We start from the raw sequence: 12558 nt of genomic DNA, 5'->3' as shown, positions 1-12558 counted from the left end.
ACAATCTTTGTAGCTTGAAGCTCTTTAATTTTAACCTTGTTCAAGGCCGCTAAAACACTACCTACAGGAGTGTCTGATGCTGTCACGACAGTACAGTCAAATGTTGACCCAGGAAACTTAGGAAGAGGAAGATACTTTGTCTTATCTTTAACCTCTCTATCTTCAAAAGGAGTAAGATCAACTAGTGAAATCGAAACTATGCCCTTTAATCTTAAACTGCTTTAAAACAATAGGGTGAATACTTAGAATAACACCATCCATTTTTCCTTGAATTCTTAAGTTATAAAACTCAAACGGATGAACACCTTTCCACTCTTCATTTACAATATTATTTTTAAACTTAGGATGTCTTTCAGAGAGCTGGTAATTTACATTGGTACTATCAAGTAACCTCATCGTATCATTTACAAGATTCATAAAAGGAGTTGCCTCTTTTGAATAATGAACGATACCAACCATACTCTTTTCTTTTCTAAAGTCCTTATCAACAGCATGGTATGTTCTACCAATCTCGAAGAACTTAAACTCATCAGAGTTCTTAGCATTCTTAGAAACGGCCTCAAGAAAACTTGGGATCATGCTCGATCTCATAAGTTCAGTATCTTTTGAAAGTGCATTGATAAGCTCTAACCCTCTATCAACTTCCCACATGGCCTTCTTTAGTAACGACTCTCCCACCATAGGGTAAGTCATCACTTCATAGGCCTGACCATGGTAAACCATGAAGTCCCTCATCTTACGGTGAAGTTTTTGAGCTGGTGTTAGTTTAACAGGAAAGACATCAATCTTAGGAGAGAGAGGATTAATATTATCAAAACCAATAATTCTTCCTATTTCTTCGAGAAGACAAGATTCACACTCAACATCTTTAGTCGCTCTATAACTAGGAACTGTGACTTCAAAAGCATCGGCACTTCCTTCAACTACAAAGTCTAGAGACTCAAAAATTTTCTTCATCTCATCAAACGAAACATCCTTACCAAGTTGTCTAACAAGAGAAGATGCACTTGATTTAATTTTTACAGTTTCAATCTTTGAGAGATCTGGTCCATCATATTGGATTTGACCAACAACTTTCGCTTCAGGTGATTCTTTAAGAACATACTCTAATGTTCTTAAAAGTGTTCTCTCAAGCAGTAGTGAATCTAGCGTTTTCTCATAACGAGCAGAAGAATCTGTTCTTAAACCTAAACGCGTTGAAGTCTTTCTTACTTCTGCTGCTTTCCAGTTTGCCACTTCGATAAAAATATTCTTCGTATTCTCATCAACACCACTGTTAAGCCCTCCCATAATCCCGGCGAGAACAAGTGGTTTATTAGCATCAGAGATAACAGTATCAGAACTTACTAGATCTCTTTCAATCTCATCAAGAGTTGTAAACTTTGAATCGGCACCATTTCTTTTAATAAAAACGGTATCACCTTCAATTTTATCTCTATCAAAAATATGCAGAGGCATTCCTAACTCAAGCATAACGTAATTAGAAATATCTACGATATTATTAATAGGCCTTAAGCCTACGGCCTTAAGACGCTTTTTAAGCCAATTAGGAGATTCTTTAACGACAACATTATCCACACTTAAACCAAAATATCCAAGTGAGCTTGAGTCACTCTCAACAGAGATTTTCATTGGAGCATCGTCATTTGTCATATGAGATTTAAGAGTTTGGGCCCAATCACTAGTAAAAGGGTTTGATAATTCTTTATCAAAAACCGTGGCAAACTCTCTGGCCAATCCAAAGTGTCCCCAAAGATCAGGTCTGTGGGTTAGAGACTTATTATCCACATCAAGAAGAATATCCTGAGTTTCATTAAATAACTCTAACATATTCATTCCAAGCGTGGCGTCCTTGGCCAACTCGATGATACCAGCAGATTCTTCTGCGAATCCAAGTTCTTCTTCAGAACATAACATTCCCTCAGAAAGTACACCTCTGATTTTCTTAGGCTCAAGAGTTAAACCGTTAGGAAGTGTAATTCCTAATGGGGCATATGCTGTTTTCATCCCAACTGTAACATTGGCCGCACCACAGACAACTTTGAAAGTCTCATCACCAGTAGTAAAAGTCACAAGATTAAGCTTATCTGCTTCCGGGTGCTTTTCATTTTCTACAACTTCTACAACACGAATTTTTGCAAGGTGGGCCCCAACAGTTAGAACATCCTCGACTTCGGCCGTAGCAAGAGTAAACTTCTCCCCGACTTCCTTAGGAGAAAGTCCCTCTGGGAGTTGTACGAAATCTTTAATCCAATCAATACTAATAAGCATTTTATATTTCCTTATTTATTTTTTTAATAACTAGTAATCACCAAACTGTGAGTTGAATCTCAAATCACCACTTTGCAGGTGTCTAATATCATCGATTCCGTACTTCATCATAACGAGACGATCAAGTCCTAGTCCAAATGCAAAACCATTATACTCTTCAGGGTCAATCCCTCCAGCTCTAAGAACATTCGGATGAACCATTCCACATGGGAGGAGTTCTACCCAACCAACCTTCTTACAAACAGAACATCCCTTTCCTGAACAAACCTGGCATTTAATATCTAGTTCAAAACCTGGTTCAACAAATGGGAAGAAACCTGGACGCAATCTTACTTCAACATCTCTTTTGAAAATTTCTTTTAGAGTCTGCTTCATGAAGTAGATAAGATTCGCAACAGAGATATCCTTACCAACCATCATCCCTTCGAGCTGTTGAAAGACCATCTCGTGAGAAGCGTCAGTTCTCTCACATCTAAAAACAGTCCCTGGTGCAATAAATTTAAAAGGTGGCTTTCTGTCTAACATTCCTCTGATTTGAATAGTCGAAGTATGTGTTCTTAGAAGGTGCTTATTTCCCTCTTCAGACTTCTCGTCTTTAAACCAGAAAGTATCTTGCATATCTCTAGCTGGGTGATCCCCAGGAATATTTAATGCTTCAAAATTGTAAAACTCTGTATCAATATGTGGCCCATCTAGGACCTCAAAACCCATAGAAAGGAAAATATCTTCAATTTCTTGTCTAATAAGTGTTCTCGGGTGAAAACCACCATGAAAATTGGCCTTTTCTTTCACACTATCCGTTAGGCTGATATCAATCTTATTTTGAGCAAGTTTCGTGTTAATTTCAGCGAGCTCAATTGATGCTAACTTATCAGCAATATCGGCCGTCATTTTTGTCTTTATCTCATTGGCCTTAGGACCAATTTCCTTTCTCTGCTCAGGAGTCGCATCTTTTAGAGATTTAAGAATCTCAGAAACCTGCCCCTTCTTTCCTAAGTAGTTAGATTTTAAGTTTAAAACATCGGCCTGAGTCGTAAGGTTTTCCAACTCAGAACAAAATGTTGAGTATGCACTTTCTAGTTTTTCAAGCATTGTTATTCCTTTTAGAATATAGAGTTTTGCAACTATGCATAATTTCATGTGGGACGAGAAAAATCAAGTCTCATTACGGTATTTAAAGAATTTGGTGGGCATAGAAAAGGCCTGTTTGCGATAACGCCGACAGGCCTTGAATTGATCTCGTGCTAGTAAGTAGAGTGATTCGAGGGGTCAAAACCCCAGGTTTGTTCGCCAGTACAAATCCATGGCAAACGAAATGTGAATGTGAAATGGTCCAAAAGCATAGCTATGGCCCCAAATGACCTCCCTGAAGACCGCGACCCTCTCTCGCCTTCGCGCTCACCACGCGAAAGTGACCCGTTCGTACAACCCCGGAGCTTGACCCCAGGAAAGAAGGTGGCCTTTCACCGCTTCGGCAATTCTTAATGCATAGATAAAAAAATCCACAGCACAAGAACTTTGCTCCAAGACCCTTTCGAAATCTTGTCGCCCTTTCCACGGGTTTCTATTCCTAAAATGCTAACGCATAGTCCAATTTCAATCAAGCAAATTGCGTGTGAAATGAACCTCTCTAAGCCAATTAAATTTCTGAATGATTTCAGGGTGTGAGTAGTCGGGATAAGTCCAATCAAGTTTTTCAAAGCTTTTGCCACAATACCTATAGGTTAGCTCCCCATAAACACCACCAGCTAAATAAATCCTATGCGAATAGGGCTTTCCCGTGGCCAAAAGAACCTGGTCTTTTGAAATATACCCACTATCAAGATTGAATATTCGTTGACCATTATTTGAGTATTTATTCTCTAATTCAGTACTTAGAGTTTTCATCGCAACGAGACTCTCTCGAGAGGCCTTTTTGGGATAAAAGAAGAAAACCCTTTCAAGTTGATCTTCACTCCCCATCTCTTTTGAGTAGTACTGCTTCATTGGAAAAAATGGATGAGTTAGTAGAATCGATTCGCCAAAATATTCAAGGCAGAGTTGGCGAAGACTCTCCAGTGAGATCTTCGCCTTATTAAAAAGAACGCTATGAAAGAAAAGAACGTCTTCAGCTAGACTAAGCTTGCTCATTCATCTTCTTTGAAATGAGATCAAAGTAATCGAGTAGCTCTTTTTGATTCACTGTCGCAGTTCCCTTCTTACCAACAACCACTCCAGCACCACAGTTACTTATCCAGGCAGCTTCTTTTAAAGTAGCACCGGCCTGTAGAGATGCGATAATGAGCGAGATCGATGTATCACCAGCCCCTGAAACATCGTAAACTTCATTGGCGACAGTTGGGATATACTGAACCTTGTCGTCAACTTTCGTATCGATCATGGCCATCCCCTCAGCTCCAAGAGTGATAATTAATTTTTCAACTTCTAATTCTTTGACAAGAATTGAAGCCATCTCATCAACTGATTCAACATCATAGTGACCTAGGGCCCTCACCATTATTTCAGCTTCATTTCTATTTGGCTTAAGAAGCTTAACTCCTTTATAAAAAAGAGGCGGTGTTGTACGGCTTGGGTCTACCGCAATAATCTTCTCAGTAGATTTATATTTCTTTACAAGATTTTCAATAAGGTCTTTAGTTAGAGTTCCCTTTGCATAATCTTCTAGAATAAGAGAATCATGTCCATCACTTAGATCATTGATTCGAGAAAGAAGTTTTGTTTGCACTTCTTTATTAATTGGTTTCTTCGATTCATAATCAATTCTACAAATCTGTTGTGTATCCGTGACAACTCTCTCTTTAAAAACAGTTGGCCTCTCTTCGCAACGAACCACTCCCCATGTAGAAATTCCATTTTCTTCCAAGAGATTCTCAAAGAGATTGGCATTTTGATCATCGCCAACGACCCCACACAAAGTTGAATCTACACTTAAGGCCTTTAAATTATCAGAGATATTTGCTGAAAGCCCAAGCTTTAACCACTCTTTCTTTACATCGAGAAGAGGAACAGGTGCCTCTGGTGAAATACGACTTACGACTCCACTAGTATACTTATCAATCCCCACATCTCCGACGACGAGAATCGGCTTGAGTTCTTCAAATTTTGAGACAATTTCCTGAAATCTATCTCTCGAAATACTAATATTCATTATTTCTCCAATATAGGTCTTAATTTTTTTAATAAATCATCTACTTCAATTTTAGACATACATTCATGATATGGGCAAGACTCTCCTGCACATTTTAAAACTTCACCACAGACGACATCTGGAGTGACCACTTCTACTTGACCTGTTCCCGAAGGACCCCAACGAAGAGCAGATTGAGCTTTTATTGGAGAATAAATACCCACAACAGGCACTTTCAAAGTCGCTGCTAAGTGTGTTGTTCCTGTACTAGGCCCAATAAAGGCCGCCGCATTCTTTAAAATCGTCAAATAATTCTCAAGCCCTTTTAATGCTCCGTTAAAATAAACGACTGAGCTCTTATGAGCGCCAAAATCTTTTAACTCATCTTTCATTCCAATCAAATATGGATTGTCACTAGGTGTGTGGGAAATAATATAATTATATTTTCCAGGATAAATCAGCTCTAAACGCTTAATCAATCGAGCATAATTACGTGAAGGCCAGTTAAGAGTATGCCCTGTCATTCCTGGATGAATAATATCATTTCACGTTTAGGGTCTAGCCCAGAAGCATCCAATTCCTTATTAAAATCTAAAATATTTTGAGGATTATCAGCAAGATTGATTTGCGGATAATAAGTTTTATCATCAACTTTCTCAAAGCCGTCGAGATGGCGGAGCAAATCAACATTGTAGAATATCTCATGCTGAGCAACCTGAGATCTCTTCTGTCTTGTTCCATGATTAAGGACAAGAAATGTTGTCCACTTAGAAAGAATTCCACCTCTAAGAGGAACACCTTTTAACCAAGCGACAAAATTTGGTGTCTGGCTTCCGCCTACATAATAATAGAAATCAGGTTTAAAAACCTTGAAGATATTGAAGCATTTTTTTATTTTTGAATAATAGGATTCTTTCTTATCAAAGAGGAAGAATTTATCAATATAGGGATGATTCTTATAAATATCTTTACAGATATGAGAGGTAATAAAAGCAATCTCTGCTTCAGGGTCCAATTCTTTAATGGCCTGGGCCATTGGCATTGTTAGGATATTATCACCAATAGCATCACTTCTATTGATTAAGTATTTCACAAAGAAATTCCAATTTCAGATGCTCGGTTCGAGACCTTATTTTTAAGATAAGATATTACTGAATCAAGCTCCATTTCACTAGTATCGACAAGTTCTGCATCATCCGCACATTTTAGAGGTGCAACCTCTCTGCCCATATCCTTATCATCACGCTTTTTAACGTCTTTTCTCAACTGTTCAAGATCAACATCGCCCTGCCCTTTTTCTACAAGTTGGTCAAAACGTCTTTGGGCCCTTACTTCTATAGATGCCGTCACAAAGAATTTACAAAACGCGGAAGGAAAAACAACGGTGCCGATATCACGCCCTTCCATGACACAAACTTTAGAATTGGCAAGGTTTCTTTGAAACTCTAAGAGATATGTTCTCACACATGGAATTTGTGAAATTATTGAGGCCAGCTTAGAAACATGATGCTCACGAATCTTCCCAGAAAGATCTTCTCCATCAATACTTATCAATGAGTCTTTAGAAGATTGATATTCAAGTTTGATAGAAGATAAAAAAGACTCAACAGCAGACTCATCAGTTAAATCAATACCTCTTTCATTGGCCATATATCCCAAGGCCCTAAACATAGCACCTGTATCAATATAGAGAATACCTAGCTCAGTAGCTAAGCTCTTCGCAACAGTGGATTTTCCGCTACCACTTGGACCATCGATGGCAATGACCGAAGAATAAGACATTATTTAATTCCTTGAGTATGTGTGTGTTCTTTTTAAATTCTGACTATGATACAAAAAGTGTCGGCAATTTGACTAGACGCTTAGGATTATTAAAGAAGGTTTTTTTTAACGCCTGGCGTACTTAGGTAAGGCCTTAAAATCAATGTCTTGTCCTAAGAAATATTCAAGACTTGGACCTTTCGGACGATATTTAAGAATAGATTTTTTTCCCTCTAAATAAGACTTATGCTCAAGTTGATGAACACCACTTAAAAGAATCCTATAATATCTTTTGACCTTGTCATAATATTGATTCTTATTTCCAACAGGCATCTTATTTTTGATTCGTCGAGAAACAAAACGAGGTCCCATATTATAGGCCACCGTTGCATAACGATGAGACTTAAAACGATTGAGAAGTCTTCTCAGATAAAAAGTTCCAAGCTCAATATTCGATCTTGGATCAACAAGAAGTTGCATCACAAGATTCTTATCATTTGGTCTTTTAAGTAATCGGCTTAAAAATGTTCCAGTATTTGGCATTATTTGCATAAGCCCAGTCGCAGAAACACGACTACTAGCACGTGGTTTAAAATGACTCTCCGTCCAGATAATGGCCATAACCCAAATAGGATCAAGTCTATTCTTCTCGCTAAAGTGAAAGATATGATCCACATACTTTCTCGCATTGATTCTCAAAGGCTTTGGAACTGTGGCCAGAACACTCTCGTGTAAGAGTTCTTTATCTACAGCTGAAATAAAATTAACGTTTAAACTCTTATAGAAATAATTGGCATCTTTAAAGTTGTATCTTCTCAATGCCTGTGCTTGAGTTGTCTTTGTCAGAGTGACCATTTTTTCAACTTGAAGAGTTGGACCATAATGAGTTTCTGGATAAACATGGGCCTCGTGGAGCATCTCTTCAATCCCAAAGAAAATTTGAAATAGAATAATGAAGAGAAAAACATACTTACCAAAAGCACGTAAGAATTTGCTTATCGCTTCCGTTTCCAGAGACAAATTTTGTTTAAGATCAGTATTCATAGGGCTTTGAGATACCTTGCACCAATCAGCGTGTCTAGGACTTTTTGGCACCTCGGCCTTGAGTTTCAGAAAAGAAAAAGCTTATTTCTTACATTAAATTTGTCGATAAACATATTTCCAATGAGTTAATGACTTTTACTAGATTTCGCTTAATAATAATAAAGTTAAATTTTTAATCGATCAGAATATAAAAAATACAATATTTCATATGGAGATTTCATGACGGATATTAGTTTTAATAGATTATCAGACGAAAAGTCTTCTTACCTAAAACAACATAAGGAAAACCCAGTTCACTGGTGGGCCTGGGGACCAGATGCGATTCAAAGATCTAAGGATGAGAATAAGCCAATCTTCTTAAGTATCGGCTACTCTTCTTGTCACTGGTGCCATGTCATGGCCGAGGAATCTTTTGTCGATCAAGAAACTGCAGATTTTTTAAATGAGAACTTTGTTTGTATTAAAGTTGATAGAGAGGAACATCCTGATATCGATGCTTACTATCAACAAGCTGCTCAACTATTCACTCAAAGTGGTGGATGGCCTTTATCAGCTTTTCTACTACCAGATTTAAGACCTTACTTTGTTGGGACATACTTCCCAAAAGATTCAGGTGGTCAGGGAACATCTTTTATGGAGCTCGTAACTGAATTAACAAGGGCCTATAAAGACGATCAAGACTCGGTTCTAGAAAATGCCAATAAAGCTTCTGAGGCAATTGAGAAGGGATTCATTCCTGATGACAAAGTTGAGTTTCAAGGACACTTCCCTCCACCAAACGCAGTCATGGATGTTCTAGATCAATTTAAAGATGCTGAAAATGGAGGTTACGGACAGGCCCCCAAATTTCCTCAATTTGCTTTTTACGAGTGGGCCCTAGAGCAGATGCTTGAAGGAATGATTAGCAAAGAGCAAGGTGAGCACATCATAAAATCATTAGAGAGAATGCTCATGGGGGGAATCGTCGATCACGTTAGAGGTGGTATCCATAGATACTCTACAGATGAAAAATGGACTGTGCCACACTTTGAAAAGATGCTCTACGATCAAGCAGGTTTTTTAAGAGTACTTTCAAAGTTGAGTCTCCTCTACCCATCACCTCTCGTTTTTGATTCAATTTACAATACTCTAGAATATCTTCACACAGAACTATTCTGTGAAGAGAAATACTTCTTCTCTGCTCAAGATGCAGACTCAGAAGGTGTTGAAGGACTCTACTTCACATATACAGTAGAAGAATTTGAAGATGCTTTAAATAAAGCTGATGATGAAGAAGAAACGCTTTCTAAGAATATGGAAAATATTAAGAAGTGGTTTGGAATTACAGCTGATGGAAATTTTGAGAACAAACTCAATGTCATTACATTAAACCATGAATTTGCAAGTGAGTTCTTTGCTCCAGAAGCATGGGAAATCGTAAGAAAGGCCAGAAGAGCGATTCTAGAAGATAGAAAACTTCGAGTTCCACCAATGACTGATAATAAAGGAATTGCAAGTTGGAACTTCATGATGATCTCTGCCCTAGCAGATGTTATGCAATACTGCCAAGTAACTCCAATCAAATCAGCGGCAAGTCAAATTTTCAATGCACTTGTAGAAGGTGTTTACAAGAAATTCCTACAAACAAATGAAGCAGGAATGAATATCCTTCATACGACAACAAAGGACAATTCACTTCCATATCTAGAAGACTACGTCTTCTTTGCAGAAGCACAGTGTAGAATCTATGAGCTAAGCTCAAATCCAATCTTTAAGCAAAACTTCTACGACACTCTTCAATTCATTAAAGAAGAGTTCCTTGATGGAGACAAACTGCTTACAAGAGCGAAAAAGGCCCAAGATCACGAACTCTACCCTAACCAGGCCTATACAAATTTTGATCAGTCATTTAAATCTGCAGCTACGACACTGATCTCTGTTGTGAGACGTGCCTCAGTTCTTTTTAAGGATAAGGATCTCATTGAAGATTTCAAAGATGTTCAAGAGAGAATGACTCATGAAGTTCTTAAAAACCCTGCGGGTTCAGGAGAAGGCCTAAGAGCGCTAACTTATCCAGTTGAAGCTTATAAGACAATTAAATGTCCTAAGACTTGGTTAGATAAGGAAGAGTTTGCAAGCTTTATTAGCTACTTCTTACCACGATTCGTTTTTGACTATCATGAAGATGAAGGTGAAAAGTGGGAAATCTGCTCAATTGATCAATGTGAATTAAATGGAGAAGGATTTGAAAACTTCTCACAAACACTCAGACCAGATGTAAATGAAGGTGAAGCGAGTGAATAATTTATTAGAGGGAAAGCTCATCATTGATCTTTCCCATCGACTTCCTGGGCCTCTGGCGGCCAAGTTACTTGCAGACTCCGGGGCCAAGGTAATCAAAATTGAAGATAAGAAGTTTAAAGACCCTTTCATTCATGGTCTTTTTGCTGAAATGGATAACTCTTTTCCCATTTGGTATAAGCATCTCAACAAGGACAAAGATGTCCAGAGATTTGACTTCTCAGATAACGAAGATGCAAAGAAGATTCAAGAGCTATGTATTAAAGCTGATGCTATAATCATGGCCATCCCAGAAAAGTTACAAAAAAAGCTCGGTATTGATGCAGAATCACTCAAAGAAAAAAGTGATAAGGCCCTTGCTGTCATTCATCCAAGAGCAAGTCGTGATCAAGCACAAAGTATGCACGATCTCAATGCCCTGGCCCTGACAGGTTTATTGACTCTTCACGCTCAAACCCACCTTAAAGAAGACCTGGCCCCGCCATTTCTTCCTATAGCGGGAATAAATTTTGGTCAGAAGTTGGCCCTGGATTTACTCTCTACAATGCTTAAAGCATCTGAGAAAAAGCAAGTCACTCACCACGACTGCTTTCTCTTCGAATCGACTCAAGAAGTCTTCGGCTCTTTTTGGCCACAAGAGCTTAGGGACCACAATCTCTTTCTCCATAATGGTCTCTACCCTTGTTACAATCTTTATCAAACTCGTGATGGTGACTATATTGTTATGGCGTGTGTTGAAGAGAAGTTTTTGGCAGTGTTTTTTGTGAGTTGTTTGACTTTGGTGATTTTATAGATAAGCGGTTTGATACTTCGGGGGATACTCATAGGAAGCTTGTGGGGCTCTTTGAGGAACTTGAGACTGAAAAGGTTCAATATATTCTTTCTGATCATGATATCTGTATAAATGTCCTCAAGAAGACAAATTAAGACTGCTACCCCTAAATGGGGATGGAACTCTCCCATCCCCACGAAATCACTTCAAAACTTGCTCAAAATATTCAACAGTTCAAAAATAAGTTCAGTAAGCTTCTGTTATTAAACTACTGTAAGTTCTTTTTAACCCCACTTATGTAGAGCAGTTTAGGAGCTGTTTGGCACTATGCAACAGTGCCAGAAAGGCCCTAATTCTATCAGGAGTCATGATTGCACCGGCCAAGTGCCTGAATTTTCATAGATAAGAATTGGCATGGAAAGTGCTTTAGTAATAGCAAAGGATAACCAGACAGGAAGTTTGGACCAGGGGCCTTAAATTACACGCAGGACGTTTGTCGTTAATGGCCAGGGAGAAGCTTTATGAGAACTACAGTATTTAAATTTTTCACAATGGTTATCTTAGCAATGACTTTTCATATGCAAGGATATGCGAAGTCTAAAATCAAGAGAGTTGATGTAGAACTAGCGCAAGAGAAGTTCCAAGTTGCTATGGCGATTGAAACATATAGTGGAGAATTCTATGACCTAAGTGAAATATCTAATGTTAAAAAGACTAAGGGAAATATCCAAGATATAAGAAATAATAGAGATATCAAGCTAAGAAACGGAGAAGTTATTGATGCAAACTCAATCAGATACCTTTTCGTTACAACTAAAGAAAGTGCTAGAAAGCCTACAAAAGGAATCTTCAAGGCACCAGCAGATGAAGAATAAGAAATACCGCAGCTAATTCTAGGGAATTCTTAGAATTAGCTGAATAACATCGGGGTCACTCTCCAAAGACTCGACTCTCTTTCCATCTAAGACAAATTTTGCACCTACAGGAAAATTCAAATAATCAATTCTAAAACCAAGTTTTAAAACAAGATTTTCTATAAAACGCCCATCAAAGATAATTCGTCGTCCAACCCCTAAAAGATCCTTAATGATGTAACCGTCATCCCTACACATAGAATCACTTTTCAAAAGCCCTTTAGAAATCACCATGGTCTCAATAATGATCCTCGCCCCAGGCCTTGCCACTGACTTGAGCTTCAAGAGGTACTCTTGAACACTTTTAAGACTTCCGAGGCAATGTAGAAGATGAGAGTCCACAAATATATCAAATCTTTGATCCATGAGCTCAATATCGCTAACATCTA

At 38.2% G+C, this 12558-nt stretch carries 12 protein-coding genes; 3 read left to right on the top strand and 9 right to left on the bottom strand.

The genetic code is table 11. The features are described 5' to 3' along the window. Positions 1-177 precede the first annotated feature (177 nt). From pheT to M901_RS16735, 8 genes are all read right to left on the bottom strand, one after another. Positions 178-2271 (bottom strand): phenylalanine--tRNA ligase subunit beta, encoded by a 2094-nt coding sequence (gene pheT, locus M901_RS13290; RefSeq protein ID WP_021278718.1) that lies wholly within the window; start codon positions 2269-2271, stop codon positions 178-180. A 30-nt stretch (positions 2272-2301) separates the two neighbouring features. Next, a complete protein-coding gene (pheS, locus tag M901_RS13285) occupies positions 2302-3369 on the bottom strand; it encodes a phenylalanine--tRNA ligase subunit alpha (protein WP_034722278.1) in 1068 nt (355 codons plus the stop codon). A 498-nt stretch (positions 3370-3867) separates the two neighbouring features. Next, entirely contained in the window at positions 3868-4401 is a 534-nt protein-coding gene (locus M901_RS13280; protein ID WP_021278719.1) for a DUF4416 family protein, read from the bottom strand. Next, a complete protein-coding gene (locus M901_RS13275; RefSeq protein ID WP_021278721.1) occupies positions 4388-5419 on the bottom strand; it encodes a bifunctional heptose 7-phosphate kinase/heptose 1-phosphate adenyltransferase in 1032 nt (343 codons plus the stop codon). Before M901_RS13275 ends, M901_RS13280 begins: the two co-directional genes overlap by 14 nt. After that, positions 5419-5922 (bottom strand): glycosyltransferase family 9 protein, encoded by a 504-nt coding sequence (locus tag M901_RS13270; RefSeq protein WP_021278712.1) that lies wholly within the window; start codon positions 5920-5922, stop codon positions 5419-5421. The genes M901_RS13275 and M901_RS13270 overlap by 1 nt, the downstream gene beginning before the upstream one ends. Then, positions 5919-6491 carry a glycosyltransferase family 9 protein gene (locus tag M901_RS13265; protein WP_021278722.1) on the bottom strand — a complete coding sequence of 191 codons (573 nt, stop codon included), beginning with the start codon at positions 6489-6491 and terminating at the stop codon, positions 5919-5921. The genes M901_RS13270 and M901_RS13265 overlap by 4 nt, the downstream gene beginning before the upstream one ends. After that, entirely contained in the window at positions 6488-7180 is a 693-nt protein-coding gene (gene cmk / locus M901_RS13260) for a (d)CMP kinase (protein WP_021278714.1), read from the bottom strand. The genes M901_RS13265 and cmk overlap by 4 nt, the downstream gene beginning before the upstream one ends. 105 nt (positions 7181-7285) lie before the next feature. Then, entirely contained in the window at positions 7286-8179 is an 894-nt protein-coding gene (locus M901_RS16735) for a lytic transglycosylase domain-containing protein (protein WP_198295403.1), read from the bottom strand. Between the two features lie 243 nt (positions 8180-8422). On the opposite strand from M901_RS16735, the gene M901_RS16730 reads away from it, so the two are divergent. The 3 genes from M901_RS16730 (at position 8423) to M901_RS13240 (ending at position 12130) form a co-directional block, all read left to right on the top strand. Further along, positions 8423-10486 carry a thioredoxin domain-containing protein gene (locus M901_RS16730; protein ID WP_021278713.1) on the top strand — a complete coding sequence of 688 codons (2064 nt, stop codon included), beginning with the start codon at positions 8423-8425 and terminating at the stop codon, positions 10484-10486. Next, the gene (locus M901_RS13245) at positions 10479-11276 is read left to right on the top strand and encodes a CoA transferase (RefSeq protein WP_021278717.1); all 798 of its coding nucleotides are present in this window, start codon (positions 10479-10481) and stop codon (positions 11274-11276) included. Before M901_RS16730 ends, M901_RS13245 begins: the two co-directional genes overlap by 8 nt. A 500-nt stretch (positions 11277-11776) precedes the next feature. Then, the gene (locus M901_RS13240) at positions 11777-12130 is read left to right on the top strand and encodes a hypothetical protein (protein WP_021278720.1); all 354 of its coding nucleotides are present in this window, start codon (positions 11777-11779) and stop codon (positions 12128-12130) included. 18 nt (positions 12131-12148) lie between these two features. Here M901_RS13240 and M901_RS13235 read toward each other — a convergent pair. Then, positions 12149-12558 (bottom strand): hypothetical protein (locus M901_RS13235; protein ID WP_034722273.1); only part of this gene is annotated, 410 nt, incomplete at its 5' end.

The sequence above is a fragment of the Bacteriovorax sp. DB6_IX genome (assembly GCF_000447775.1).
GTDB lineage: Bacteria > Bdellovibrionota > Bacteriovoracia > Bacteriovoracales > Bacteriovoracaceae > Halobacteriovorax_A.
Note: the sequence above shows the minus strand (reverse complement) of the source record. Positions and strands in the feature narration are given on the sequence as shown.

Coding starts and splice junctions, on each gene's coding strand:
- M901_RS13280 (WP_021278719.1), bottom strand. CDS start 4,401: ATGAGCAAGCTTAGTCTAGCTGAAGACGTTCTTTTCTTTCATAGCGTT.
- cmk (WP_021278714.1), bottom strand. CDS start 7,180: ATGTCTTATTCTTCGGTCATTGCCATCGATGGTCCAAGTGGTAGCGGA.
- M901_RS16730 (WP_021278713.1), top strand. CDS start 8,423: ATGACGGATATTAGTTTTAATAGATTATCAGACGAAAAGTCTTCTTAC.
- pheT (WP_021278718.1), bottom strand. CDS start 2,271: ATGCTTATTAGTATTGATTGGATTAAAGATTTCGTACAACTCCCAGAG.
- M901_RS13275 (WP_021278721.1), bottom strand. CDS start 5,419: ATGAATATTAGTATTTCGAGAGATAGATTTCAGGAAATTGTCTCAAAA.
- M901_RS13240 (WP_021278720.1), top strand. CDS start 11,777: ATGAGAACTACAGTATTTAAATTTTTCACAATGGTTATCTTAGCAATG.
- M901_RS13270 (WP_021278712.1), bottom strand. CDS start 5,922: ATGACAGGGCATACTCTTAACTGGCCTTCACGTAATTATGCTCGATTG.